Raw genomic sequence first — 24,788 nt, forward strand, 5'->3', positions numbered from 1 at the left:
ACGGCGAGCCGTTCTCGCCCTGTGCGGTCGAGCGTAGGTGGGACCCGATGTCGCGGAGCCTGGAGCTCACCCCCAGCGGGCGACCCCACGCCCGGGCTCTGCGAGGATGAACGACATGATCACCGTTCACCTGCGCTACGAGATCGATCCGGACAAGCTCGACGACTTCACGGAGTACGGCCGCGCGTGGATCCGGCTGGTGGCGAAGCACGGAGGAACCCACCACGGCTACTTCATGCCGAGCGAGGGCGACAGCGATGAAGCGTTCGCGCTGTTCACCTTCCCCTCCCTGGCTGAGTACGAGATCTACCGGACGGCCTCGAAGACCGACCCCGAGTGCATCGCGGCGTTCGAGCTGGCGCGCAGAACGCAGTGCATCCGCCGCTACGAACGACGATTCCTCAGCCCGGTCTTCTCCGCCGACGCCGACTGAGTGGCCGACGCGCGACGAGTGGGTCACCGGGCGATGCGCACGCCCGTCTCCTCGGCGAGCGCAGCCAGGAGCGCATCTTGGAACGCCGTGTCGTTCACCGAGGCGTGAGGCTCCTGTCTCTGCTGATGGTGCCAGTACGACCCGCTGGTTCGGGCTTCAGAGTCATCGCTGACCGCGAGCCACTCCTGCGTCCGGTGGCCCAGCTCGAGGCTGTCGGGGGCTCCGGCACCGCCCATCCGAGTGGGGACCCAGCCCGGGTCGACGGAGTTCGACAGGACGCGGGGGTGCAGACGCGCGATCGCCGCGGCGAGGGTGCTGACGTACAGCTTGCTTTCGCTGTACGACCCCGCGTTCCGCCCGAGCCAGTCGACGCCGTCGAGGCGGGGCTCGCCGCCGAAGTGGGACCCGCTGCTGAGATAGATCAGTCGCGACGGCAGCGGCAGAAGTGCTGTCAGCAGGTACGGCGCGATGATGTTGACGGGCATGACGTGCTTGCCGCTCCAGACCCCGGCGTTGTGCACGACGGCATCCAGCGGCGCCTGCTCGAGCAGCTCGGAGGCGATGCGTCGCACGGCGTCGCGGTCGGCGAAGTCTCCGACGATCAGCCCCGCGCCGTGGTCGGTCAACGGCCGCAGGTGCGCCGCGCGCTCGGCATTGCGCGCGTGGACGATGACGTCATGCCCTTGGCTCTGCAGAGTCTCTGCGGTGAGACGTCCGAGTCCGTCGGCGGATCCGGTGATGAGGATGCGGCTCATGCGTGTTCTCCTTGTCGGTTTCCGTTCGTGAGGGGCATGCGAAGGAGGCGATCGTCTCCCTCGCGGGGGGGTCAGTTGACGATCGTGATCGTCACCGGGCCGCCTTCGAGAAGAGACAACTGCTCTTCGGTCGCAGTGTAGGTGCCGATGTGCAGGGTGGCATCGGAGTAGCCGATGCCGGTCGCGTCGTAGTAGAAGCCGAGGTTGCCCCATGGCGTGAAGTAGATGAGGTCGCCGTCTTCCGGGTCCGAGCCCGGCGAGCCCGAGTAGTTCAGCTCGCGGGGCAGGTAGGCGATCTTCTCCGCACCGGCGAACTCTTCGACGACCAGCTCCATCGGCAGCAGGGAGAGGAAATCGCGCACCCCCGGGCTGTCTTCACCGATGGTGACGTCGACGTCGGTGCGGTCAGAGGTGAACCGGACGATCGTGCCGACGACCTGCTCCGTCTCGGCATCCTCCGACGCCTCACTCGGAGAGGGCGTCGTGGCGAGCGGTGTCGGGCTCGCGGCGGCGGAAGCGCGTATGCCGTCCGGCGAGGCGTCTGATGCCGGTGCACAGGCGGTGGTCATCGATACCAGCAGCACGACTGCGGCGAGCGCAGGGAGTCTGTATGCCATGAGTCTCTTCCGTTCCGCTCAGGCGACGGGGGTGGATTCCGGCGTCGCATGCACATGCGCCGCCGACGCAGGGAGGCGGTGCCTGCGCACCAGGAGGAGGCAGGCGGCCGCGGCGAGCAGCACACTCACTACGGTGACGATCCCGAGAGGGAGGATGCTGAGCGCACCGGCGACCCCGACGAGCGGGGCCGCGACCCCACCGAACCCGAATCGGACCATGCCCAGCAGGGACGACGCGGTTCCGGCCATCTGCGGGTAGTCGGAGAGAGCGAGCGTGGTGGCCGGTGGTGCGGTGATCGCGACACCGCTCGACAGCGCGAACAGCGAGACGATGACGATCCACAGCGGCAGCGGAGTCAACCCGGCGATGAGGAGCCCGATTGCTCCCAGCCCGGTGACGACGACGCCGACCGCGAGCGTGCCGGAGATGCTCCAGCGCTCTGCGGTGCGCCCGGCGATGTAGCCGCAGACCATGTGGCCTGCGGAGTTGAGTCCGAAGGCGGCCGCGTACCACTGTGGCGTGAGCCCGTAGATGTCCTGCAGCACGAAGGTCGAGCCCGCGAGGTAGGCGAACAGCGCCGCGTAGAGGAAGCCCTGGTTCAGCACCGCGCCGAGGAACACCCGGTCGCCCAGAAGGGTGCGGTAGGCGTGCAGGGTTTCCCCGAACCCGCCGCGCGTTCGCTGCTCGGCCGGAAGCGTCTCTCCGAACACCAGGAGGGTGATCACGAGGATCACCACTCCGATGACGGCGAGGAATACGAAGAGGCCACGCCAGTCGGTGACGGTGTTCAGCAGACCGCCGAGGAGCGGTCCGACGATGGCCGCGAACCCGCCGATGACGGTGAGGCGCCCGTAGAAGCGGATGAGGGCCTTGCCCTCGAAGACGTCACGGCCGGCCGCGGTGGCGATCACGATCCCGGCGCCGCCGGCGAGGCCCTGCACGAGGCGTGCGAGGATCAGCAGCTCGATCGACGGACTGAGCGCGCACAGCACCGAGGTGAGGATGTACGCCACGATCCCGACCAGGAGGATTCCCCGGCGCCCGAACCTGTCAGACAGCGGGCCCGCGATCAGCTGGCCCGCAGCGAGTCCGATCAGGCAGGCGGTCACCGTCAGCTGCGCGACCGAGGTGACCGCTCCGAGTTCTGCGGTCAGCGCAGGCAGTGCGGGCAGGTAGAGGTCCATCGAGATCGGGCCGAACACCGTCAGCAGCAGGAGCACTGACGGCAGCAGCCGGCGGGTGATACTCGGGGAGGTCGACGAGATCGGGGGCATGGTTCCATCGTGCGCTTCGGCAGGTGCACGTGGGAGTCCCTGACGAGGGGTGTACTGACAGGGTGCCTGTCAGACACACCGGCGCCTCGCTCAGGCAGGCAGGATCGCCCGGAGCTGCGTCGCGATCTCGTCGACGATCTCGTCGATCGACTTCTCTGCGTTCACGGTGGCGGACATCGTGAGGAACATCACCGCCGAGACGACTCGAGCGAGCGCCGCCGCACGATCGGTCGAAAGGCCATCGACTCGAGCGAGCACCTCGGCGACGAGCTGCTCGGTCTGTCCGGTGAGACCGAGCGCCTCGCGGTGGTGCGGCTCCTCAGGGTCTCCGAACACGATCTCTCGCAGATAGGTGCGGCCGTTGTCGATCTGTTTGCGGTTGCACTCCACGACGGGCCGGATGACGGCCAGCACCCCGTCGTGCGCCGCTTCGGCCTCGGCGGCGGCCGCACGGCTGCGCTCGAGCGCCTCCGCGTACATCGAGTTCTGCACGAGCAGAAGCAGCTCGCCCTTCGTCTTGGCGTACAGGAAGAGGGTGCCCGTGCCGATATCGGCGCGATCGGCGATCTCCTGCGTGGTGACGTCGTCGACTCCCCGCTCGGCGAAGAGCTCACCGGCGGCGGATGTGATGCGCGCGAGCTTGTCGAGCTTGTTGCGTTCGCGACGACCGAGGGGCCGGGTGTCGACGGTCATGGTGCCTCCGGGAACAAATAGTGATTGTGCTCAGTTGTGATCATAGTCACTAGTTTGCGGGCTCTGAAAGGTGCCCTCATCCTCCCACGTGACCCCCTCCACAACAGAAAGTCCTCGAATATGCCCTCCCTCACTGGAGCAGTCGTCCTCATCACCGGCGCGAACGGCGGCATCGGCACGCATTTCGTGCACGAAGCGCTCGCGCGCGGCGCCGCCAAGGTCTATGCGACCGCGCGCACTCCCCGCACGTGGGATGACGAGCGGATCGTGCCGCTCGCGCTCGACGTGACCGATTCCGCCTCGATCGCCGCTGCCGTTGCGGCGGCACCCGATGTGACGGTGCTCATCAACAACGCGGGCGCCTCGGTGCCGACGCCGGGCATCCTCTCGCACAGTGATGACGAGATCCGCGCGAACGTCGAGACGAACTTCCTCGGCCCGCTGTTCCTCGCGCGAGCCTTCGCTCCGATCCTCTCGGCGACCCCCGGATCCGCGATCATCGACATCCACTCCGCGCTCAGCTGGTACGCCGTCGCCGGCATCTACAGCGCGACGAAGGCGGCCCTCTGGTCGGCGACGAACTCGCTGCGAATCGAGCTCGCCCCGGCGGGCGTGCACGTCGTCGGTGTGCACGTCGGCTACGTCGACACCGCGATGGCAGCGAACGTCACCGACCCCAAGCTCGACCCGGCCGACCTGGTGACCCAGGCTCTCGATGCGACCGAGGCCGGCGAGTACGAGGTGCTGGCAGACGACATCTCGGTGCAGCTCAAATCGGCACTCAGTGCACCCCTCGAGGCGCTCTACCCTCAGCTCGCTCGCACCACCGAGGACTGAGCGAGAAGAGAAAGGCCCCGTGGATCGATCTCTGCGATCGGTCGACGGGGCCTTTCTCTGCACGCACCGCGATCTGCGCACAGAGCAGCCGCGCGCACAGCAGGCGTCAGGGGTTGCTGACCACGGACTTCCCTCGGATCCCGCCCTTCGCGAGCGCCTCGATGCCCGCTGCGGTCTCGTCGAACGGGAAGACCCGACCGACGATGGGACGCAGCGCGCCGGCATCCACCAGCTGTGCGATCTCGCGGAGCTGCTCGCCGCTGGCGCGCATGAACAGGAACCGGTAGTCGACTCCGAGCCGCTTCACCTGCGAGCGGATCTTGCGACTCAACGCCGTGACGGCCAGTCGAACGATCGGGTTGAGGCCCGCTTCGCGGGCGAACTCGGGAGTCGGAGGACCGGAGATGCCGATCGCGGTGCCGCCGGGTCGCAGAACACGCAACGACTTCTCGAGGTTCTCGCCGCCGAGGCTGTCGAGCACGAGGTCGTATCCGCTGAGAAGCTGTTCGAAGTCCTGGGTCCGGTAGTCGATGACGTGATCGGCGCCGAGCATCCGCACGAACTCGGCGTTGCCCGCGCTGGCCGTCGTCGCGACCTCGGCGCCGAGATGCTTCGCGAGTTGTATGGCGACCGAACCGACACCGCCCGCACCTGCGTGAATGAGCACCTTCTGCCCGGGGCCCACGTTTCCGAGCTCGACCAGCGCCTGCCACGCCGTCAATGCCACGAGCGGAAGCGCCCCCGCCTCCTCCATCGTGATCGACGACGGCCTGCGGGCGACGTCGCTCTCATGGATCGCGATCCGCTCGGCGAACGTGCCGATGCGATGATCCCGCGGCCGTGCGAACACCTCATCGCCAGGCACGAAGTCCCGCACTCCGGCTCCGACACGGATCACGGTGCCCGCGACGTCGTGACCGAGGATGACCGGCAGCGTGTACGGGAGGATGAGTGCGAACTCGCCCGCCCGGATCTTCTCGTCGAGCTGGTTGAGCCCGGCCGCCTGCACTCGCACGAGCACGTCGTGCTCTCCCACGGTCGGCTCGGGGACCTCCGCTTCATGCACGACGGTCTTGTACTTCGAGAGGACGAACGCTCTCATCGATCTTGCTCCTTCGGTCGTCGCACTCATAACGAGTGCACTCTATTATGAGTGGCCTCAGTTTTATTGTCAAGAGTGGGCAGATGCGCGTCTCTCGTGCAACGGGCGGAGCATACGGGCCCGCGAGACGAAAGTCACCCCGGTTCACGAGGAGCCCTGCCCGCCGTATCGTGGGGGTCACCTCTCAAGTACGGCGTGCACAACGGTGTGCGCGTCGATCGTGAAAGAGCTGAGAGCAGATGCCCGGCGTTGCGACTTCCGTCCTTCGGCTGGGCATCGCCAATTCCGGCAGCATTGCGGCCAGCGCGCGACGACGCCCCGGTCGCCTCGCGATCCCCGTGCCGCGCGCTTGTCCCCCGAACGGCCGATACCCAACGCTGCGGACATACGCGAGGATGGCCTTTTCTGAGGATTTCTGACGACAGGTGGCGCGCGATGAGGGGCTATCGATGACGGTGCCCAATCAGCCGGTGGATGGGCTGTCTGATTTCGCGGAGCTCATGGCGCACGAGCAGGAGTTCAGCGGTGATCTGATCGATCCCGCGGTGCGCAGAAGACGCAGGCGACGAGGGCTCCTCATCACGGCCGTCTGCATCGTCCTGCTGCTGGCCGTGAGCGGAGGTTACGTCGGGTGGGCTCTCACCGCGCCGGTGAATCCGCCCGCGGTGACCACTCGGACACCGCCGGTCCCGGTCGGCGATGTCTTCGCCGCTGTCACCCCGACGGCTGCGGCATCAGCGATCAGCGTCGCCGGCGCCGATGCCTATCTCGGGGAGGCGGCGAGCGGGACATGGTCGGCGACAGGGACGGCCGAACCGCTCCCGATCGCGAGCATCACCAAGCTCATCACCGCCCTCGTCATCCTCGACGCGTCGCCGCTCGCGTCTGCAGATGACCCCGGGCCGACCATCACGTTCGGCAAGGCCGACCACGATCTCTACGACGTGTACTACGTGCAGGGCGCGACCATCGCTCCGATGCCCACCGGCACCTCGATGTCGCTGCACGATGCCCTGGCCGTCATGCTCATCCCCTCCGCGAGCAACTACGCCGAGGCGCTGTCATCGCGGATCTTCGGATCGCAGAGCGCGTTCCTCGGCGCGACACGCGACTGGCTCGCATCCCATGGGCTCACTGGAACGACGATCGCGGAGCCCACCGGCCTCAGTCCACGGAACACGAGCACGCCCGCCGACCTGCTCGCCATCGCCAAGCTCGCCGCCGCGCACCCGGCGATCGCTCGCATCGTCGCGACCTCGTCGATCTCGATCCCCGGCGCCGGCCCGCTCCACAACACGAATGACCTCCTCGGCACCGCGGGGATCACGGGGCTGAAGACCGGGAACCTGGGCGAGGGCACGCACAATCTGCTGTACACGGCCACACTCGACGTGGGCGCGGCCGATCCGCTCGCGGTCACCGGCGTCGTCCTCGGGGGGTCCTCGCACGCGGCGGTGAACGCCACGGTGATCGCCGCGCTCGAAAGCATCCGCGCCGGTTTCCACGAGGTGCCCGTCGCGACCGATGGCCAGGAAGTCGGATCGATCTCGACGCCCTGGGGATCCACCGCCACGCTGGTCATCGCCGAGAGCGCGTCGATCTTCACCTGGTCGGACACGCCGATCGAGCAGACGATGGACATCGACAGCCCGCCCACGTACCGCGACGGCACGGTCGTGGGAAGCGTCACCTGGACGGCCGGCCCGAACGCGGTCACCGTTCCCGTGATGATCTCGGGAAGCATCGCTCAGCCCACGGAGTGGTGGCGGCTCACCCATCCGTCCGAGCTCGGCCCCTTATGGGATGCCGGGCGCTGAGGCTGCTCTCGAGCTGTCTCGATTGCGAGTTCTCGTCGCTCCACGCTGCACTCCCGGGGCATCTGGGAATCGCGTGAGAATCGACGGGCACCGCTCGGCCGCGCCGTTAGCGTCGAAGCATGGATATCGACACCAGACGACCCCGGGCTCGCCGTGCACGCATCCTCTCTCCCCTGGTCGGGATCGCCGTCACAGGCGCTTTTCTGGCCGGGTGCGCCGCCCCCGCCTCCCCGACCCCCACGGTCACGCAGACGGTGACAGCACCCGCCGATCCCGCGCCGAGCCCATCGCCCAGCGCGTCCGCCCCGGCGGCGGACGCCAGCCCGACGGGCATCGGAGACGTCGAACTGGGCGCGCCCTTCGACGAAGCCGTGGCGGCTGCGGGTGCGACTCCGGTGGAAGCCTGCCCATGGCTCGCCTCCGCTGAGGCCGACGGACACATGCTCACCGTCCAGCGCCCCGACGTGTCGGAGCAGGACCCCGCGGTGGTCGATCTCGTGCAGGTGTCCGCCTCGCCCGTCGACCTCGAAGGCAGGCCGGCTGTCGGCCCGGTGACAGCCGAGGGGATCGGTCTCGGTTCCCGCGTGGACGAGGCGCTGGCCGCATACCCGGACGCGGCCGAGATCGAGAGCGTCGGCGATCGCCGGTATCTCGCGGTCGAATCCGAACCCGGCACCGGATCCGTCTTCCTGACCTACACGGCCGGAACCGACATCATCTGGGCAGTGACGGCGACGACCCTCGACGAACCGCCGTACGAATCCTGCGGCTGAGCGCGGGACTTCATCGTCCGCGGCCCCTCCCGCACCCTGGTGCGCTGAGGAATGGCCGCGCGCACTTGGGGGCATGAGCTAGCCAGGGGCGACGAATGCGGGCATGGCGTGTTACACCGACGATCGATGTGGTCGGAATGCTCGTCGGGGCGGTGGTCGCGATGTTCGTCGCACCCATCGGGGTCGGCTTCGGCATCAGCGGCGGGCTGTTCCTCGGCATCCTCATGGCGACGATCGCGTGGATGACCAGGCGACAGGTGAAGTAGCACCCTCGCCCCGGATACGGAAAAACCCCCGATTTCTCGGGGGTTTCCATGGCGGTGACGGTGGGATTTGAACCCATTCTGCAGTCCAGACCCTGGGTCCAGCTCTTGCGGAACAGCGGAAAAACAAGGAAGCGACCCACATCTGCTCACACCAGCTCACCTAGTCCCGCACGAGTTCCGTTACTGCTGCGTTACCGCTAACGCTCAGGGCAGAAGTCGGTTACGAACGTGAGCGTGAAGACGACTCAACACGCCGGGTTACGAGAGTGACGTGAGTCGCGCACGTCGCGACCCGTACCCTCAGCGACCGACTCGGCGTGGTACCGGAGCACCCGATCGCTCAGTTCGGCCTTTCGCTATTCATGTCGGTTGCCCATCGTATGCTCGCCTCAAGGAGGCCAACGTGATTGATCCGATAACTGGGGCGGCGATCTCTGCCGGCGGCAAGGTGGCTACTTCTGCTGCCGTCGGTCTCGGGAAGAAGCTGACGCTTGAATGGCGCATCGCGAGGAGCGCTGCATCCGCGGCGCAAGAGCTAGGCGTGAAAGTGCCACTAAAGCCCCTCCGCGCTGCGCTCATGAACTCTGATTTGATGACCGCCTGCAAAACAAATGGTCCTGCTGGTACGGCTGCCAGAGAACTCCTCGACACGATTAGATGCGACGGCCTCGAGGGGCCTCCAAGCGGGTTTCTGCTCCCTCTTCTGCGGACTGCGACCGCACGACAACTAAGCGCTGGTGACTCCCAAGCGCTGGTGTACGAGCAAGTTATCGTTCCGATCACAGAGATGGCGGAGCTTGGCAAGGACACGATGGAGTCCGCTCTTGCCCACTTTCCCGCGGCGCTCGCGGAGGATGCGCGAGCGCTGGAGGGTGCGATCGGCGAGCGGGCCTTGCTCCGGATGCTTCGAACGCTTGCCAAGCCGCAGGAGCGTGGCGAGACTCTCAAGGATTGGCTTCGTGCCCGGCCGTCGTGGCTCGAAGAGAGCGAAGCTGTGGACGGGTGGCTCGGTCTCCTAGCGATCACCTGCGGGAACCACACTAACGCGCGCGCCTGGATCGAGCGTGCGCTCGAAGGCGGAGCCACTCCACGCGCGTACTGGCTTGTGCAGATCGTGGGGATCAATCGTTCGGAGTCGGACGCACTTGACCTCCTCGCCCACGATCGCGGGCACCCGTTGATCGAGGCGATCTTAACGGACAACGAGCTCTCCGAGCGAGAGCAGCACCTGCTGGACTGGACTCCGCAGACAGCGATGCAACGAGCTCTCGCGGCCTCCATTCGCGCGCAGCAGCTAATCGAGGCGCGACGACTCGACGAGGCTATCGAGTTCTCGGTAGATGCGTTCGAAGCCGACGGGTTTGGAGCCGCAGGCGTAATCGGCGTTCGTGCTCTCATCGCGCGGTCCCTGGTGGGTGAGTTTCACACTCAAACCGAAGATCTGTCGGCGGCGCGGCGCCTCGCGATCGATATCAGAAACAGCCAGCGACGGACCGGAGTTCCCAACTCTGAGGCAGTCGTGCTTGCCATCGAAGCCTCCATGCTGCTTCAAGACTATGACCGCGCGAAGGCGCTTTTCACTGCTACCCCAGAAGGAGAGGCGACCGCTGCCGAAGCCGCTCACGCTAGTGTTCGCAACGCCGCGGCGCTCGCGCTTCTCCACACGGGACAGCTGTCAGGCGCGCACACACTAATGGGCGAAACCGCATCAGCCTCGATGCGACTGCAACTCGCAGCACGTGAGGCTGAACTCGAAGTGGAGGGTGACAAGGCCGTCCGACTATGGTCCGAAGCGGTAGATGCCACCGAGGACTGGAACGAGAAAGCAGCGATCTGCTCTGTTCTTGCTCATCGCGGCATCGTGCATCCCTTCGTCGAGATCATGCGCCCGCTCAACGCCCAGTTGTGCGACGAGATTGACAGTATTGCGGCCCTGTTTCGAGAGCAGCCCGGCGCTGAGTCGCGCGCGGCATCCGCGGCGCTAGATAACCCGAGGCTCGCCCGCGCCCTGGGCCAGTATTACGCCGAACACGAACGACCCGATGACGCTCTCCGCCTCGCCGAACAATCAGCGCGTCGGTGGGGCGATCCTGACGAATGGTTCCGGGCAGCGCGGTATCACCTCGATCGCGGCGACCATGAGAAGGCCGTCGATCGGGCACAACGGGCTATCGTTGCGGGCGGACAAGCCTGGGGGGCACGTGCGCGTGCCCTTCGACTACAAATCCAGGCGATGTATCAGGACAGGCAGTGGGAAGAGCTCATCCTGCCAGCGCGAGCTCTGCTGCGCATCGAACCCGATGCAGCCGACGCAGCCTGGTCATTGGTCTTTGCCTACAATCACGCTGCCGACGACCTCCAGGCGTTCAAGGAATGGAAAGCACACCCGGTGTGCCGTGTCCCTCATGACGCCGGTCAGGCGTCTATGTGGCTGCATCTTTTCCAGCGCTTCGGCACAGAGATGGCGCAGGTGAGCGAAGTTCTCAGTCTGAGCCATAGATTCTCTTCTCACGAGCAGGTTCGACGGCTAGCAGTGGGCGCATTGTTAATCGCCCCCATCGAGTATCGAGACACCGAAGTGCAGCTACTCGCCCTAGCTGACGAATATCACACGGACTTCCCCGATCGCCCCCGTCTGGTTTGGGCCGTGACGATGGAGGGAGATGATCCGAAGGAGCTGCTTGCTGCGATCGATCGAGCTGCCGGTGGTCCCCGCCCTACCAATGACCTTGATGCCCACCTGCGCGATGGGTCGTTGCCCGTCGGGTTGATCGCCCACTTCTCGCGGCGGGGCCTTGCCGAGATACTCGTCAAGAGCCGCCATTCGCCTCGCTTCGCGGGTGGTTCGGATGAGAGACCCGTGGACTACACGGCCGTCGAAGTAGCCAGCTTGCGGGGCGCCGCCCTGGACACAACGGCAGCCCTAACCCTCGCAACTCTTGATGACGACCTCGCGGAAGTGCTCAGCCGTGTTCCCAAACGACTGTTCGGCACATATGGTCAACTTCGCGACGCGAATGATGCGGGGATCGATTTTGAGCGGGCCGGCGATGTCTTCGTCCCGAGCACCGTCGATCAGGGTCCGACCGTCATGTTCATTCCCGAGGAGGAGGTCGCGGAGCGCCGTCGCCTAACAGAAAAGCTGATCGTTCTCCTCCGGCTCGCCGAACGATCGGATCCGCCACAGCTGGCGCCTCCGACCGAACAATTCGAAGACCTCTTAGGAGCGTGGTCCGAGGCGATCCTCCGGGCTGCCGAAGCGGACGTTCCCCTCTGGTGCGATGATGCTGCGACTAGACAGATAGCTGGTGCCTTCGGAATATCATCCTTCGGGACGCCGACAGTTGTGGAGTACATGCGTGCCGCCGGGCAGCTCACCGAAGAGCAAGCTGACGTCATCGACGCGGCTCTTATTCGTGAACATCTCGTTGGGATTCGCTACAGGAAAAACCCTTGGGAACTGGCGGCTGCTATTGGCCTCGCACCCGCCGGGCTGGGGCAGGCAATCTTGCACGGCGGTCCGACGTCCGCGGCCAGCAAAATCGAGATCATCGTTCGTGGCATGGAAAGATGCGTAGCCGAACCGGATGCGATGCAGGATTGGGCAGCCGTAGGCGCCAGATATGTCACGGGGATCGCGGGCACAGAAGAAGAAGCAGTCGACAACCTCGCGCTCTTCATCCGAGCGGCCCTAACGATGTCGTGGACTGCGGCGCACGTTCTTCAGTTCATCTTCAAGGGGTTGCGGGAGGCAGCGACGGATCGTTGGTACCCTGCGTTTCGCCAAGCAGTGACCGCACACTGGGGAAGTTTGCGATCAATCCTCCCTACCGATCTTGCAGCGACCCTGCTCCTCGGGAAGGTAAAGCTTCTACCGGATCCTGATCGGCAACTCGTGCTGGAAGTCATCTTCCGCGACGACGACTAGGGAGAGCTCGCGGTCGCGGCCCGAGGGCTGAGAAGCACTCTCGTGCGAGCTTCGCTACTGCTGAAAACACAGGAGAACGTGGACGGCGACGTTGTCGGATAGGCCCATAAGCCTGCAGCCAACATGATGGGTGGGGCGACCTTGGTCGCCCCACCCATCATCAAACGTAAATGCTGCTCGGGAGCGGTGACGGGGGCCTGAGTATGCACCTCGTGAATCTGCCCGTGACGTAGAGCTGCACCCCTGTGGCCAGTCTCGTTGCAGGTCACGACGTCCATCGGCCGCTGGGGTCGCGGGGCTGACATGGACGAGCGTCGCCAAGGTCTGGAGCTGTTCGCCGGGCCGAGCACCTTACATATCGAAGCGACTACGAGAGCGCTTCGGGGTCCACCTTCACGGCCTTACACATGTTGTCGAAGTGCTCTCTGTCAACCGCCCGCAGGAACTCCATACAACGGCGGACTTGGCCATGCACAACCCTCGCATCGAGCACTTCGACTGTTTCGTTACCCTCGCCATGGGAAAAGCGATTGCAGAAGTCGTACACGTCACGATATGGCTCATCGGGGTCAGCCAGCACTAGTGCTTCCAGCTGCTGGAGGAAGTTCGGCAGATGCGGTGCCTTATAGCTAGCGAATGACTCGAGTACCCGCCTGGCGGCATTGGGGAGCAAGAACAGGCGCTCATGATCCTCGCCGTCGTGGACCCCCTTCATCACCATCGAGAAGAGATACGCATACTCGGATGTGCTGTTCCGCAGGAGATCCGGCAACGGGCCGACCTTCGTCGCCCGCTTCCCTTCCTTCGTGGCTGCGAACATTTCCAGGAACGCGACCCTCGGGAATCTCGCCTCATTGGTATCGCCGTCGCGCAGAGCCTTGGCAGATGCGCTCCACCTGCTCCTATGCGATGTGATGAAGAGGCGTAGCAAATTGAAGTCATGAGTCAGAACGACGTACTGACCGAAGTTCTGAAGAGTGCTAAAAAGCCACTGATGGGTGGCAAACAATGCTTCGCGGTCAAGCGAACTGGAAGGGTCGTCAATCACAACGATGCGTTCCCGCGGGTCGATACCGTGTGTCTGCTGATCTTCAAGGTTCCGGAGAAAGTAGAGCAGCGACAACGTGGTGCGTTCTCCCTCGCTCAAATTGGTGCCCGCCTTTTCACCCCGTCGACAGGTGTAGGACTTGCCATCATCGGTCACGGCGATGCTGAGATGTGCCTTCCCATAGACACGTGCCAGATCGCGCGTGAGCTTGTCGGCCATATCCTTCGTCGTGAACTGCTCCTGCCGCACGCGATCCAGATTGCGGCTGGCTAGTTCGACCGACTTGGCAGCAGTATCGCTGGCGCTCTTCGCATCTGCTACTTGCTTCTCCAAATCGCGAAAGGCCTGGCCGTGGGATCCGACGATGTGGTCCAGAACAACCGACTTGCGCTGTTCGGTAAGCTCTCGGTGGCCTTTCGCTTGTTCGTTGTGGTCGTGTACGGCCTCTGACAGAACGGTTGCGGAGACTGCGTCGCCGAGAACAGACCAGTCGGGTTCGTCAGGGACCGCACTTGGATCAGCGACCTTGGCTGCGAGAGCGGCCTCAACAAGCTCGAGACTCCTAACTCGTGCGTCGACGTCGCCGCGCGCTCGCTCGACCGCTTGTTCATAGACAACCTGCAAGTCCCTCACAAGTTCCGACGGAGCCGGCAACGAGTCGAGCCAAGCCTCCAGGTCTTGCTTGCGTCCGGTCACAACTCGAAGCAACTGCTGCGCCGCGCTTCGGATCTCCAGCCAGCTCTTATCGAAGTGCTGAGCGAGTTGCTGTCGCCGCGCACTCGTTATCTCTCCGTCGCAGAAAAGGCAGTTGTCCCGCTCTTCATGGAGCGCTAGGCCCCGCTCAACCCATGTCTGTGCGTGTGGCGCTGCTTCAAGAGCGCCGAGCGCAACCCGTGTCGGCGTACGATTCAATATGAACCCCAGCTCACTCAGCTCGCCCCTCAGCGCGAGGGGCGCAACCAGTACTGGACTAATGGCAACGGGCGGTTCCTCGCCAAGTTGCACGAGAGCGTCCGCGTGGGCGCCGTCGTCTGGGAAGTCAGTCCTCGGAGCTCGTAACATCTCTCCGACCCTGACCACCGAGTAGCGGTTTCGGCTGTAGTGGCTGTAGTCGAATCGCTGAAGCTCGCTGACAATGCGGTCTTGCGCGTCGCGCACAAGCTTGGCTGCGCGCTTCTCGAGCTTGGTTCGGAGATCTTCAGCTTCGACTGCGCTGTCGCGCAAGCCGGCGATCTCCTCTTCGAGACTCTTCTGCGTCTCCTTCGAGTCGATGGCTTCCTGCCCCAGGGTGACGATGGCCTCGGCATTCTCGCCAGCCAGGAACTCTGAGAGATTTGCTTGAACCCACGCCCGGGTGAAGACAGCCATCGCCGGCGAGGGACTACTGCCGCCAGCGGGGACTGCGACCTTCACCTGATCGCTCGTCTCCCATACAACTCCGGTGGCGGCCTTTCCTGCGCCCAGGCTCAAGAGCAGCTCGGCGAGCGTGGACTTGCCGCTGCCGTTATGGCCGTACACGACGGTCGCGTGACCCAGCGGGCGATCTTCGGGCCACATGCCCTTCTCGAACAATCGCCATTGTTCTTTCATCTCGAGTCTGCGGAGCATGCTCTCACCGTACTGGTCACAATCGCTCGTCCACGCGCAGTACAGCCCGAGTATTCAGATGCGCCGTGCGTGCGGCGACTTCTCACGCGGTCACTCTCACACGAGCTCCAAGTCAACGCCTCTGCTTGGCGCGCAGCCGCCGTTCGTCACTCTCGGAGCCCTGCATGACGCGGGGACATTGGGCGAGTAGCACGACCACGATATGCAGGCTGCGCGAATCAGTTAGCGTCAGACGAGTAGTGAAGCCCCCCTCCGAACGCTTCTGCCCGCGCGCTGTCGAGTGCTGATGCGACGTCGTCGAGGTCGTCGTCAAACAGATCGGCGTACGTGTCGAGGGTCATCGCTGCGCTCGCATGCCCGAGCATGCGCTGGACCGCTTTGACGTTGGCGCCGGCGCTGATCGCGAGCGACGCCGCGGTGTGCCGAAGATCGTGGGGTGTCACGCGCGGCATGACCGCACGAAGCGCCCCTCCGCGCTCGCTCGCCCTAGCAGCAGACGCGTCCTCCAGCCGAGCGCGCTTGCATGCCCCTGCGAACCACCCGGACTTCGAGTTGCCCGGCCGAAGGTAGCCACCGGTCTCCGCAGGGAAGATCAGTTCGTCCGGTCGCTTGAGCGTGACCGCTTGAGCCATCGCCGCATCCAGGAAGGCCGGATAGACAACAGTACGACGTTCGTGCGTCTTCGGCGTCCCGACGACCACATGTCCGTTGACGATGACTGCGTTCGACGAGATGTTCAATCGGCGTCGCGCCACATCGACATCTGTAACCGTGAGTCCCGTCGCTTCACCCCAACGGAGACCTGTGTAGGCGAGGAAGCGCACCACGTCGGGATAGAGCGACGCCGTTGCGAGCCGTTCGACCTGCTGATGCGTAAGGTATGCCCTCTGCTTCCGAACCTTCCGCGGGGTCTTCACCTCCCGCGCCGGATTGGACTGGAGCCGGCGGTCGCGAACCGCTCCATCAAGGATCGATGCGAGGACCCCATGGCACCGCTTCACGGTCGTGGCTGAACGGTCAACGCTCAGCTCGGCGATCCAAGCAGCAACCTCGGTGTGCCGAATCGTTCCGACACGGCGGGTTCCCCACGCTGGCTCGACGTGCACGCGCCACGCACTCTCGTCACTGTGGAACGTGGACGGCTTCACCGCGACGGCATGCGCGGTCAGCCAGGCAGCACCGAGTTCACCGACCGTGACTCGAGACTCCCCCGGGGCGATATACGCGCCTTGCAGCTTTGCGGACTCCACCGAGGTGATGTACGCCTCAGCGTCCCGCTTACGCGTGAATCCGCCTTTGCGAGCGGTCTTTCCGTCTGGCTTGCGATATCGCGCTTCCCAGCGTTTACCGTTCTTTGTGTCGTACGAGTATGCGCTGCCCATCAGGCGGCTTCCTCCGACGTACTTGCATACTCTTGCGCGAGCAACCATTCGTCGACAGCCTCGGGACGATAGCGGGGGCTGCGACCGATTCGGATGAACTTCGGTCCGCGGCCAGTGATACGCCATTCGCTCAGGCTGCGCTCGGTCGTGCCGAGTCGTTCGGCTAGTGTTGCCGGCGTGATCAACGAGTCCAGCAGGCTCGTGCTCACAGGGGTGGAAAAAGACATGGATCTCCCTTAGAAGTCAAACTTCCAAGAGGACCTCGTAGCCGAACCCGTTAGCGGTTGCTTGGCGTATCCACCGGTCGGACCTGCTTTGGCCCTGCCCTTTTACTGTCATTCAGGCTTGCTCACGACTGTACACAGCACCGCAGACACTTCGACGTGTACACCGATGCCAACCGTCGATGCGTTGCCACTCGCGTCGCCCCTCCGCTAGCGCGGCACGCGGTGTGTACCTGGTACGTACCTGCGGAATCAGAGCTTCCAGTTACACCACCAGTTACATCAAGATCGGCGTCATTCTGCACCTCAAAGCTCCTCTCCCCCGGTGTGTACCTGGTGTACCTGGTCTAACTAGAAAAGGAGAAAGACATTGTCGTTGTCCACATCTCCATCTCGCCTGAGCCAGTAGGCCTCCTATATAGAGGTTTGCGTTCGAGGGCAGGTACACCAGGTACATTTGTGAAAATCGCAGATCAGACGCAAATAGTGCAAAGCCTGCATCACCTCGTCCCGACGGCCCGAAAACCTCCCACGAACTGGGATTTCTGCCCCTCGGCCACGTACCTGGCGTTGCAGGAACATGTGCAGGTACACGCGCTCACCAGCGGTCAACCTGTCTGCCGAGGACCCGCATATCGAATCCCGCGGTTCTTGCAAAGTCACCTGCCACCAGAACCTGCAGCGATCGGCACGGAAGTCACGACGAACCACTCCCCGCAGCGAGATGACGTTGGACGCAGCTTGCGGGGCTTCTGTCTGTGAGCCTTCGACAAGTCAGAAGAAGACCGGGTCGAGAGATCTACAGCGTCAGCGGGCCGAGCGAAGCGACAGCCAAGCGCCCTGGGAGGTGTCGGCTACGCCGACCACCGGTCAAGTTTCCGCCGAGCGAAGCGAGGTGAGAAACGCAGCCCGGTGCCACCTCCTCTTATGCTCTTTTCCTCTTTTGGCCCCGAGGCCGAGCTTCAGCGAGGAATCGGAGTCAAATTTGCTGCGTGATCGGGGTAAAGAGAATGACTCAAACTCATTGTTGGCAGGTTGACTCAGGAGGAACGACGGAGGCAGCCTGTCAACAGGGTCATCCTCTGTCCCCGGAAAGCCGGGGCTTGCTTGTTAACACGGTTTAGAACGAAGTGGCACCGTGTTGACAAGCTCAAGCGAAGCGACGCCAGGGGAGCGTAGCGAGCCTGACTCAACCTCGACGCGGCCGCCCGGAGGCGGGTGCCTTAGCCACTCGCGCAGCGCAGGCTGCAGCTTGCTGCGGCCTCTCTGCTGACGGCTGTCACACCATCGATGGGGGCGTATCGGTCGGACTCTTGACTGAATCCGGCGCGGCAGCGTCGGGAACTGATGGTCACTTCCCGCCCACTAGACGCCCCCTTGTGACCGTCTAGTGACCAATCCGAGTCCACCGCGCGACCGTCGGGAGCGCAGTCGAGGCGCCGTTTGAGGACACTTGACCCCGAGACGCAAGGGTGGCCACGCAGTGACCATCTGCGGGCCTCCCCCTGGTCGCCAGGTGGCCTCCCGCTGGTCATCTGCACCGAACCATGTCTCGTGACCCCATCGAGCGCCCCTCCGTGGGCGCGAAGTGACCGCCGCGAGTCCACGTCAAGGCCACCACGAGGCCAGGAGCGGTCCCCACTGCCGGCGGCCACTCAGGCGCGCGACGAGCGCCGGACACCGGCGAAAGAAGAACCCCCGATACCGGAGGGCAACGGGCGGTTAGTAGAAGTGTGAGGTGAGTGAAGCTCAGTCCTGAGCGGGCACCGTGAGGAGGTAGTCCTCGAGCGCGCGGGTGAACTGGTCCTGCTGCTCGACGGGTGTGCGCTGCGCGGCGAAGGAGAGTCCGACTCGACCGTCGCTGGAGACGTAGGCGCTGCCGGTGGCCATCAGCCGCTCGGCGCCATCCGCGCTCGGCAGGATGACGATCGACACCTGCTCGGAGGTCAAGAACTCCGAGCAGTCCCAGACGTCGGCGTCACACCACCCCTTGGCGGTGTTGTCGCGAGGATCCTCGACGACGAGGCCTTGGGTTTGGAAATAATTCACGAGCTGCAGCGCCGGAGGGAACTCGGACGGCACGGGCTCGACCGTGGTGTCCGAGGGCGAAGGCGTGACTTCGCGTACGGTGCTCGCCGAGGCCGAGGGCGAGGAATCAGCCGCCGAGTCAGCGTCGGGGGCGGAGCAGCCGGCGACGGCGACCGCGAGAATGAGAGCGCCCGATGCGGCGAGAAGACGAGTGCGAAGCATCCTCTCTGTATAGCGGTTCGCCGGGGAGAAAATGAATCGGTCAGCGGGGCTTCGCGGACGCGACGCCTGAAAACCTTTCCATCCCGGGAACCCTTTCTTTCCCGAAAGTCTTTCCTTCCCGAAAGCCTTTCCTTCCCGAAAGTCTTTCCTTCCCGAAAGTCTTTCCTTCCCGAAAGCCTTTCCTTCCCGAAAGCCTTTCCTTCCCGAAAGCCTTTCCTTCCCGAAAGCCTTTCCTTCCCGAAAGTCTTTCCTTCCCGAAAAGTCTTTCGGGGAAGCAAAGGCATCCGCTCGCCTCTTCGGCGAACGATCGCAGTCAATAGCTCGTCCGTGTCGCGGTGTCGCACAAAAGGCTCGTTATGAGGTGCTTCCGCCGACTGGCCGTCGTGAAAGTGCGCGGCGTCCAGAACGCGCATGCAAAGAGATCACCCGTGATCCCGCTTCCCTCGCAGCGGTGTCTGGAGCGAGAATAGAGCGGTGCCTCCACTGACCCCTGATGAAGTCAAACGAGCGCTTGCTCTGATCGAAAAGGGCGCGCAGCTCGGAGGGAATTATCCCGAACCGAGCGCGATGGAACTCGCCCGACGCGTGTTGACCGGCGAGCTTAGCCCTGAGGACGCGCGAGTGGAGATGAACGAAGCACTCCAGGAGATCGTCAAGCACGAGATAGACGAATCGAGCTAGCCGATGGGTTCGCCGCCAGGCCATGGAAGCCGCTCACATCATTGCTGAGATCGACGCCGCACGTCTGGCCGCGGCGGCAGAGATGAGGCAACCGCCGAGGAGGAGACCGCACGCCACCGCGCCGCATATGAGGCGCGGTGGCGTGCCGTTACGGGATCGCTAGACCATCCCATATCTCGTCTACCGGCGGTAGATGGAGATTCCGAGGCAGTCGGATCTTCACGCGCTCACTCCGAGCTGAACGCGCAGCGCCAGGACGGCCCATGAAGCCCCGGGGAACATCTGCTCCTCGCGGGTTTCTTCTCTGTCTCGGGGCGTGTACCGCCGATTTGGTACGCGGAGAGCAACCTCTTGAGGCCACAAGAACCCCTGTTCAGCGATACTAACGATTTGCTCGCCGGGGGTGTGCAGCGCCGCCGTGTAACCACTTCTGTACCAGCGCCACTGTGGCCGATCTGAACGCTGACCTGCGAAAAATGCGCTATGCACCGTATGTACCGCAGTTTCGGCGGAACTATATGCGTACGTGTGCGCATGCGCGCATGTGTGGACTTTCTCGGATCTCGCGGTACATCGGTCACATACCTTCCTCTCTTCCTCTCAAACCCTTGAAAGATCAGGCCAAAACACGCCCCCTGCGTGTACCGCCGATGGACTCTCGCCTTCAATCGCCGGTACACACTTCTCCCACGTTCGAACTCGTATTTAATCTCTGAACTGGTAATTATCCGTAGGTGGCGTGTACCGCCGATGGATTTTCAACGACGGTACATCGCCCAGAATGTGTTCGGAGAAACAGAACGAGTACAGCCGCAAAGGGAAGGACTTTCACTCTTCCTACTGAGCAACTGCAACTCCCGCACCGCCGAGCCCAATGACCCAACGCCGCCGGAGCCGGTCGCATGAACGGCTCCGCCGTCGACCCCACCACATGGGTGTAACTAGGGTGGCTTATAGGGTAGTACGGCGGTAAACTGGCGATATGGAAACCCTGACCCCGACGACAGCACACGGCCGCACCATGCGTATGGACATCCACGACATCGTGCGCGAGCTCAACGCAGCCCTCGGCCCGACGCTTGTGGCAGGCCTCGCTGGATCCAAGGACCGCAAGCTCCCGATCCGCTGGGCAAGGGCCGACGGCCCCGAGCCGCGCTCGGACGCCTCGAACCGTCTGACGTTCGCTCACCGTCAGTGGACTCTCCTGTCTGCATCAGACGGCGATCACGTTGCCCGGCAGTGGTTCATCGGCGGGAACCCGCACCTGCGCGAGGACACCCCGATCACGGCGATCCGCGAGGGCCGTCATGGTGAGGTCGCCGACGCCGTCGAGTCATTCATCGCCGGGACCGCTGACGCGTGACGTGTGCGCGCCGCGTAGCCTCGTGTCGATGTAGTGGTTTTTTAGTGGCACGTTCATAGCTTTCCCAGTGTCACGGGAGTAGAGTGTGACTACGAGTCAAGGGACAGGAGGCACGCTGATGAGCGGCAAGACGATCGCAACGGCCACGAAGCACGGCGCGCACAAGAGAGTGATCAAGCTCGACGTTCGCGAGGTCACCCGTCGCCTGAACGCGGCGCTGGGTGGCACGCTCGTCTCGACCCTCGCCGGCTCCAAGGACACGAAGGCCTCCTACAAGTGGGCGAAAGAGACCGGCTCCCAGCCTGGTCCCGAGGTCGTGAAGCGCCTCGTGTTCGCGTACGAGCAGTGGCAGAAGGTCGCTGAGGCTGAGGGCGAGCACGTCGCTCGAGTCTGGTTCATCGGCGCGAACCCCTGGATCGAGTACGAAACCCCGATCATGGCGATCCGCGAGGGCCGCTTCAAGGACGTGGGCAACGCCGCTCAGGCCCTGATCGATGACAGCTTCAGTGGCTGAACCGGGCACACGGCGGATCTGCCAGGACACCGGACTCGCACTCGTTGCGGGTCCGGTGTCCTCGTTCCGGATCGCCCGAGAGTCGTACGGGGCCCTGGCGCCGAAGCCGCGAGAAGCCAGCGATGACCCCGGCAACTGGAGTCGCTACGACACCATCGGACGAACCATCTACAGCAGCGCCGACCGCGTCACCGCGTTCATGGAGCTGCTGGCGACCTATCGCACCGACATCAACGCCGAACGCCGCGCGCTGCAGCCGGCCGCAGATGCGATGGGGAAGAGCCTCGACGACTACTGGAACGAGATCGTCACCGAGTGGGACGAGTCTGATCACATGAAGGCCTCATGGCTCCCCCGCGCCTTCCGCGACGGACGTGCGCTGTACACGATCGAGTATCCGGATGGTTGGTGGATCGACGCCTCGGCAACGGAGACGATCGCTGCCATCCATGACCTCTTCGCCGGCCCCTGGCCCACGAAGGACGGCGAGTCAGAGAGGCCTCTCACGCTGTCCGACCTCACCGGTGATGACCGTGTGCTCACCACCGCGATCGCCGCCGCGATTCGAGAGCACGTCCAGCTCGACGATGGCACGCTGCCGCTCGGCATCCAGTTCCTCTCCAAGCACGGCCGCCCGGCCGACGGTTCTGGTCTGTGCTGGGCGTACTGGATGCGTCAGGTCGACAGCGGACTGGACGAGCCGGCGAAGGTGATCCGCACCGAGCCGATCCTCGAGGACGACGCGGCTTTCAAGGCCGCTCAGGTGCTCTGCAAGATCAAATCGCGGTGATGGTGATAGAACTCGAGGTCACCGTCACCCCGCGCGAGACCCACGTGTGGGCGCCGCGAACCCAAGCGGCTCAAGAGCTGCGCCGGGAACTCACCGACGCCGGCTACCTCGTCCGTGACGCTGACCCGTGGGGTCTGGACACCGCAGGTCTCATCCCTGACGGCGAGCACCTAGAGTTCGACCCCGCGCGCATCTTCGACGTCGGCATCGGCGCTGACGCGAACGCGACCCTGCATGCGCTGGTCGACTCCGGACACACGCTGATCTGGCATCGCTGGCAGACGCGGCTCTCTCGGAAGGTCTGGGGAGTCCCGGTGGCGATCCCCCGCCGAGGCCGACCGCGCGCCGGCGGCACCGAGACCGCGACGCACTTCGGCACCACGGTGCGCAGCACCCGCGGCCTCGGTCTGCGCATCTCCCGCGATGTCTACGCGACGATCAACAAGCGCTCGTCGTCACCTCGCTGGCACCGCGACGACAACCCGGAACTCTGGGACGCCCTCGACAGCGTCTATGAAGACGCCGAGCACCGCATCCTCACTGACGAGTGGTGCGAGGAGCACCGAGAGCGCGCCCTTCAGAACTTCGACCTGAACATGGCCCACTTCGCATCCTTCGACCGCGACGAGTTTGAGCGAGCTCTGCGATCGGCCGTCGCCAGCCAGCGCGGCATGGTCGAGGTGAAGGACTTGACGAAGTGGGACGGCGTCGCCGGGCTCTACGTGATGGTGCTCGACGAGTACGCACAGGTCTATGTCGGCGCAACGAACAGCTGGACCGGCATCGCCAAGCGCGTCCGTCAGCACTGGACCACCCAGAAGCAGTTCGATCGCCTCATCTTCGGCGACGTCGACAAGTCGATCATCTCGATCGACAGCTTCCGCGCGCTCGACACCACCCGCATCTTCGCCCTCAAAACCGAGAGCTCGTTCGCTGACGAGAACGATCTGCTCGAGCAGTTCCCCGCGAAGTTCACCCTGAACAGGCTCCGAGGCGGCAACGACGCCGTCCGCCTTGCGGGCTTCCTCGGAGTCGGTGCCGTCATGCGATCTCGGGAGTTCGCGACGGATGACCCCTCGACGACAGAGCTGGATCCCGCGTGACGGTCGCGGTTGATGCTCTGCCTGACGACGCCGTCGCCCTGTACAGCGAGACTCTCGCCGGCGTCGCCGAGGCTCTGCCGTCGCTCGAATTGGCTGAGCAGCGCCTTGCCCCCCATCGCCGGCGAAGTGTGGACGGGTATGCTGACCCTCCACGGCACGACCGCCGCCGGAATCACCGATCGCTCGTCGCGCCGCGTCTCCGACCGCACAAGAGCGCGGGTGTTCCTCCGAGACGGATTCCTCTGCACCTACTGCGGCGGCCAGACGATCCCCCGCTGCGTCCTCGTCGCGATCAGCGACGTCTTCCCCGAAGCGCTCCCCTACTACGCCCACTACCGCCGAGGAACTGTGCACCCGGCATACTGGGCCCTCGCCCCCGAAGCCGACCACAAGCTCGCCCACGCCAGCGGCGGCTCAAGCGACGTCGACAACCTCACCACCCTGCACGCGATGTGCAACACCCGGAAGTCCAGCTTCGCTGCCGAGTCACTCCCCCAGGTGCAGCTCGTCCCGCCGGCCATCGCGACCTCTTGGGACGGGCTCCTCTCGCGATACGCCGACCTCGTCATCGCGGGCAACCACCGCGGTCGCCGTCACTCAGCCTCCGGCTACCACCTCCAGTGGCTGCAGCGCTTCGACCGCCAGGCGGACGCCGCGAGAGTACGTGAGGCCTCGATTTCGCGCTGACGCCCTCGCGATGATCAGGCGAGCAGCGCCGCCACCTCGTGGAATGCCTCGCGTCGCCGCGCCACGCGGGCTGCCCGCTCCTCGAGATCGCGCACGAACAACGCCTGCGGCGACGGATGGAACGTGCGCACGACCGTGAGCCCACGATCCCGCTCGATAGTCGGGGCGATGTGCAAGAGTCGCCGCCAGGCGTGGTCTGCGTCACCGCCCTGAAGCAGGACGATCTTCACCTTCGGCGCGAGCTCCAGCAGATGCAGGATCGTCTCGACTCCGGCATCCAGCTCTGACGCCTTCGGAGCGCGGTTGATGTACCAGGGGTAGGCGTTCCACGGGAGCAACTCGAAGGGCGAGACCCCGGCCTCCTCGAGCAAGACCGCCTGCAGCTCGGCGCTGCCGTCGTTGTTCTCGACGCAGATGAACCCACTGCCGACCTCGTCCTGCGTGGCCGGGCCTGGGTCGCGCAGGATGCTCAGCACCCGGGCCTCGACTCCACCATGGAGGGGAGCGACGTACGGCGCCCAGCCTCGACCCACCTCGCGTAGTTCGTCGACGTACTCGTTCACAGGCGCGACGTGAGCCGCGTAGCGATCAGCCCACTGCTGCTCACGGAACGCCTCGATGGCCATCTGCTTCGGCATGGCT

22 protein-coding genes are annotated in these 24,788 nt (G+C 64.5%); 12 read left to right on the plus strand and 10 right to left on the minus strand.

Annotated features, from left to right (window positions below; genetic code table 11):
- Positions 1 to 115 precede the first annotated feature (115 nt).
- The gene (locus tag ACZ0AA_RS10155) at positions 116 to 433 is read left to right on the plus strand and encodes an NIPSNAP family protein (RefSeq protein WP_463512855.1); all 318 of its coding nucleotides are present in this window, start codon (positions 116 to 118) and stop codon (positions 431 to 433) included.
- A 23-nt stretch (positions 434 to 456) separates the two neighbouring features.
- Here the strand turns inward: ACZ0AA_RS10155 and ACZ0AA_RS10160 are convergent, their stop codons facing one another.
- From ACZ0AA_RS10160 to ACZ0AA_RS10175, 4 genes are all read right to left on the minus strand, one after another.
- Positions 457 to 1,188 (minus strand): SDR family NAD(P)-dependent oxidoreductase, encoded by a 732-nt coding sequence (locus ACZ0AA_RS10160; protein WP_463512856.1) that lies wholly within the window; start codon positions 1,186 to 1,188, stop codon positions 457 to 459.
- Positions 1,189 to 1,259: 71 nt separating this feature from the next.
- Positions 1,260 to 1,805, minus strand: coding sequence for a cyclophilin-like fold protein (locus ACZ0AA_RS10165; RefSeq protein ID WP_463512857.1), 546 nt, complete (start codon positions 1,803 to 1,805; stop codon positions 1,260 to 1,262).
- Between the two features lie 18 nt (positions 1,806 to 1,823).
- Positions 1,824 to 3,080 carry a multidrug effflux MFS transporter gene (locus ACZ0AA_RS10170; protein ID WP_463512858.1) on the minus strand — a complete coding sequence of 419 codons (1,257 nt, stop codon included), beginning with the start codon at positions 3,078 to 3,080 and terminating at the stop codon, positions 1,824 to 1,826.
- Between the two features lie 90 nt (positions 3,081 to 3,170).
- On the minus strand, positions 3,171 to 3,773 hold the full coding sequence (locus tag ACZ0AA_RS10175) for a TetR/AcrR family transcriptional regulator (RefSeq protein ID WP_463512859.1): 603 nt from the start codon (positions 3,771 to 3,773) through the stop codon (positions 3,171 to 3,173).
- A gap of 120 nt (positions 3,774 to 3,893) precedes the next feature.
- Between ACZ0AA_RS10175 and ACZ0AA_RS10180 the strand changes: the two genes are divergently transcribed.
- Entirely contained in the window at positions 3,894 to 4,610 is a 717-nt protein-coding gene (locus ACZ0AA_RS10180; RefSeq protein WP_463512860.1) for an SDR family oxidoreductase, read from the plus strand.
- 106 nt (positions 4,611 to 4,716) lie between these two features.
- On the opposite strand, the gene ACZ0AA_RS10185 is transcribed toward ACZ0AA_RS10180, so the two are convergent.
- A complete protein-coding gene (locus ACZ0AA_RS10185; RefSeq protein ID WP_463512861.1) occupies positions 4,717 to 5,712 on the minus strand; it encodes an NADP-dependent oxidoreductase in 996 nt (331 codons plus the stop codon).
- 449 nt (positions 5,713 to 6,161) lie between these two features.
- On the opposite strand from ACZ0AA_RS10185, the gene ACZ0AA_RS10190 reads away from it, so the two are divergent.
- From ACZ0AA_RS10190 to ACZ0AA_RS10205, 4 genes are all read left to right on the plus strand, one after another.
- Entirely contained in the window at positions 6,162 to 7,529 is a 1,368-nt protein-coding gene (locus ACZ0AA_RS10190) for a D-alanyl-D-alanine carboxypeptidase family protein (RefSeq protein WP_463512862.1), read from the plus strand.
- A gap of 119 nt (positions 7,530 to 7,648) precedes the next feature.
- Positions 7,649 to 8,302 carry a hypothetical protein gene (locus ACZ0AA_RS10195; protein ID WP_463512863.1) on the plus strand — a complete coding sequence of 218 codons (654 nt, stop codon included), beginning with the start codon at positions 7,649 to 7,651 and terminating at the stop codon, positions 8,300 to 8,302.
- A 95-nt stretch (positions 8,303 to 8,397) separates the two neighbouring features.
- A complete protein-coding gene (locus tag ACZ0AA_RS10200) occupies positions 8,398 to 8,568 on the plus strand; it encodes a hypothetical protein (protein WP_400866692.1) in 171 nt (56 codons plus the stop codon).
- Positions 8,569 to 8,971: 403 nt separating this feature from the next.
- The gene (locus tag ACZ0AA_RS10205; RefSeq protein ID WP_311258537.1) at positions 8,972 to 12,496 is read left to right on the plus strand and encodes a PIN domain-containing protein; all 3,525 of its coding nucleotides are present in this window, start codon (positions 8,972 to 8,974) and stop codon (positions 12,494 to 12,496) included.
- Positions 12,497 to 12,863: 367 nt separating this feature from the next.
- Here ACZ0AA_RS10205 and ACZ0AA_RS10210 read toward each other — a convergent pair whose 3' ends face one another.
- The 4 genes from ACZ0AA_RS10210 to ACZ0AA_RS10225 form a co-directional block, all read right to left on the minus strand.
- Positions 12,864 to 15,152 (minus strand): AAA family ATPase, encoded by a 2,289-nt coding sequence (locus ACZ0AA_RS10210; RefSeq protein ID WP_267415931.1) that lies wholly within the window; start codon positions 15,150 to 15,152, stop codon positions 12,864 to 12,866.
- Between the two features lie 218 nt (positions 15,153 to 15,370).
- Complete coding sequence (locus ACZ0AA_RS10215; protein ID WP_396653579.1) at positions 15,371 to 16,534, minus strand: tyrosine-type recombinase/integrase; 1,164 nt, start codon at positions 16,532 to 16,534, stop codon at positions 15,371 to 15,373.
- Entirely contained in the window at positions 16,534 to 16,761 is a 228-nt protein-coding gene (locus ACZ0AA_RS10220; protein WP_267415933.1) for a helix-turn-helix transcriptional regulator, read from the minus strand. The genes ACZ0AA_RS10215 and ACZ0AA_RS10220 overlap by 1 nt, the downstream gene beginning before the upstream one ends.
- Positions 16,762 to 18,507: 1,746 nt before the next feature.
- Positions 18,508 to 19,008: a hypothetical protein gene (locus ACZ0AA_RS10225; protein WP_311258535.1), complete on the minus strand. Its 501-nt coding sequence runs from the start codon at positions 19,006 to 19,008 to the stop codon at positions 18,508 to 18,510.
- Positions 19,009 to 19,482: 474 nt separating this feature from the next.
- On the opposite strand from ACZ0AA_RS10225, the gene ACZ0AA_RS10230 reads away from it, so the two are divergent.
- The 6 genes from ACZ0AA_RS10230 (at position 19,483) to ACZ0AA_RS10255 (ending at position 24,146) form a co-directional block, all read left to right on the plus strand.
- Positions 19,483 to 19,689 (plus strand): hypothetical protein, encoded by a 207-nt coding sequence (locus ACZ0AA_RS10230; RefSeq protein WP_150115111.1) that lies wholly within the window; start codon positions 19,483 to 19,485, stop codon positions 19,687 to 19,689.
- A 982-nt stretch (positions 19,690 to 20,671) separates the two neighbouring features.
- Entirely contained in the window at positions 20,672 to 21,052 is a 381-nt protein-coding gene (locus ACZ0AA_RS10235) for a hypothetical protein (protein WP_311258534.1), read from the plus strand.
- Positions 21,053 to 21,170: 118 nt separating this feature from the next.
- Positions 21,171 to 21,566, plus strand: coding sequence for a hypothetical protein (locus ACZ0AA_RS10240; RefSeq protein WP_311258533.1), 396 nt, complete (start codon positions 21,171 to 21,173; stop codon positions 21,564 to 21,566).
- Positions 21,547 to 22,356, plus strand: coding sequence for a hypothetical protein (locus tag ACZ0AA_RS10245; protein ID WP_311258532.1), 810 nt, complete (start codon positions 21,547 to 21,549; stop codon positions 22,354 to 22,356). The genes ACZ0AA_RS10240 and ACZ0AA_RS10245 overlap by 20 nt, the downstream gene beginning before the upstream one ends.
- Positions 22,356 to 23,459, plus strand: coding sequence for a hypothetical protein (locus ACZ0AA_RS10250; RefSeq protein WP_311258531.1), 1,104 nt, complete (start codon positions 22,356 to 22,358; stop codon positions 23,457 to 23,459). Before ACZ0AA_RS10245 ends, ACZ0AA_RS10250 begins: the two co-directional genes overlap by 1 nt.
- 138 nt (positions 23,460 to 23,597) lie before the next feature.
- Positions 23,598 to 24,146, plus strand: a complete 549-nt coding sequence (locus ACZ0AA_RS10255) for an HNH endonuclease (protein WP_311258530.1) — start codon at positions 23,598 to 23,600, stop codon at positions 24,144 to 24,146.
- 14 nt (positions 24,147 to 24,160) lie between these two features.
- On the opposite strand, the gene ACZ0AA_RS10260 is transcribed toward ACZ0AA_RS10255, so the two are convergent.
- Complete coding sequence (locus tag ACZ0AA_RS10260) at positions 24,161 to 24,784, minus strand: uracil-DNA glycosylase (protein WP_311258529.1); 624 nt, start codon at positions 24,782 to 24,784, stop codon at positions 24,161 to 24,163.
- Between the last annotated feature and the right edge of the window lie 4 nt (positions 24,785 to 24,788).

The organism is Microbacterium sp. AC035, assembly GCF_979258485.1.

Bases quoted from the DNA above. Each gene is read 5' to 3' on its own strand.
- ACZ0AA_RS10190 (WP_463512862.1), top strand. From the start codon at position 6,162: ATGACGGTGCCCAATCAGCCGGTGGATGGGCTGTCTGATTTCGCGGAG.
- ACZ0AA_RS10170 (WP_463512858.1), bottom strand. From the start codon at position 3,080: ATGCCCCCGATCTCGTCGACCTCCCCGAGTATCACCCGCCGGCTGCTG.
- ACZ0AA_RS10245 (WP_311258532.1), top strand. From the start codon at position 21,547: ATGACAGCTTCAGTGGCTGAACCGGGCACACGGCGGATCTGCCAGGAC.
- ACZ0AA_RS10225 (WP_311258535.1), bottom strand. From the start codon at position 19,008: ATGCTTCGCACTCGTCTTCTCGCCGCATCGGGCGCTCTCATTCTCGCG.
- ACZ0AA_RS10255 (WP_311258530.1), top strand. From the start codon at position 23,598: ATGCTGACCCTCCACGGCACGACCGCCGCCGGAATCACCGATCGCTCG.
- ACZ0AA_RS10235 (WP_311258534.1), top strand. From the start codon at position 20,672: ATGGAAACCCTGACCCCGACGACAGCACACGGCCGCACCATGCGTATG.
- ACZ0AA_RS10165 (WP_463512857.1), bottom strand. From the start codon at position 1,805: ATGGCATACAGACTCCCTGCGCTCGCCGCAGTCGTGCTGCTGGTATCG.
- ACZ0AA_RS10160 (WP_463512856.1), bottom strand. From the start codon at position 1,188: ATGAGCCGCATCCTCATCACCGGATCCGCCGACGGACTCGGACGTCTC.
- ACZ0AA_RS10240 (WP_311258533.1), top strand. From the start codon at position 21,171: ATGAGCGGCAAGACGATCGCAACGGCCACGAAGCACGGCGCGCACAAG.
- ACZ0AA_RS10220 (WP_267415933.1), bottom strand. From the start codon at position 16,761: ATGTCTTTTTCCACCCCTGTGAGCACGAGCCTGCTGGACTCGTTGATC.
- ACZ0AA_RS10180 (WP_463512860.1), top strand. From the start codon at position 3,894: ATGCCCTCCCTCACTGGAGCAGTCGTCCTCATCACCGGCGCGAACGGC.
- ACZ0AA_RS10260 (WP_311258529.1), bottom strand. From the start codon at position 24,784: ATGCCGAAGCAGATGGCCATCGAGGCGTTCCGTGAGCAGCAGTGGGCT.
- ACZ0AA_RS10200 (WP_400866692.1), top strand. From the start codon at position 8,398: ATGCGGGCATGGCGTGTTACACCGACGATCGATGTGGTCGGAATGCTC.
- ACZ0AA_RS10195 (WP_463512863.1), top strand. From the start codon at position 7,649: ATGGATATCGACACCAGACGACCCCGGGCTCGCCGTGCACGCATCCTC.
- ACZ0AA_RS10250 (WP_311258531.1), top strand. From the start codon at position 22,356: ATGGTGATAGAACTCGAGGTCACCGTCACCCCGCGCGAGACCCACGTG.
- ACZ0AA_RS10175 (WP_463512859.1), bottom strand. From the start codon at position 3,773: ATGACCGTCGACACCCGGCCCCTCGGTCGTCGCGAACGCAACAAGCTC.
- ACZ0AA_RS10185 (WP_463512861.1), bottom strand. From the start codon at position 5,712: ATGAGAGCGTTCGTCCTCTCGAAGTACAAGACCGTCGTGCATGAAGCG.
- ACZ0AA_RS10215 (WP_396653579.1), bottom strand. From the start codon at position 16,534: ATGGGCAGCGCATACTCGTACGACACAAAGAACGGTAAACGCTGGGAA.
- ACZ0AA_RS10210 (WP_267415931.1), bottom strand. From the start codon at position 15,152: ATGCTCCGCAGACTCGAGATGAAAGAACAATGGCGATTGTTCGAGAAG.
- ACZ0AA_RS10155 (WP_463512855.1), top strand. From the start codon at position 116: ATGATCACCGTTCACCTGCGCTACGAGATCGATCCGGACAAGCTCGAC.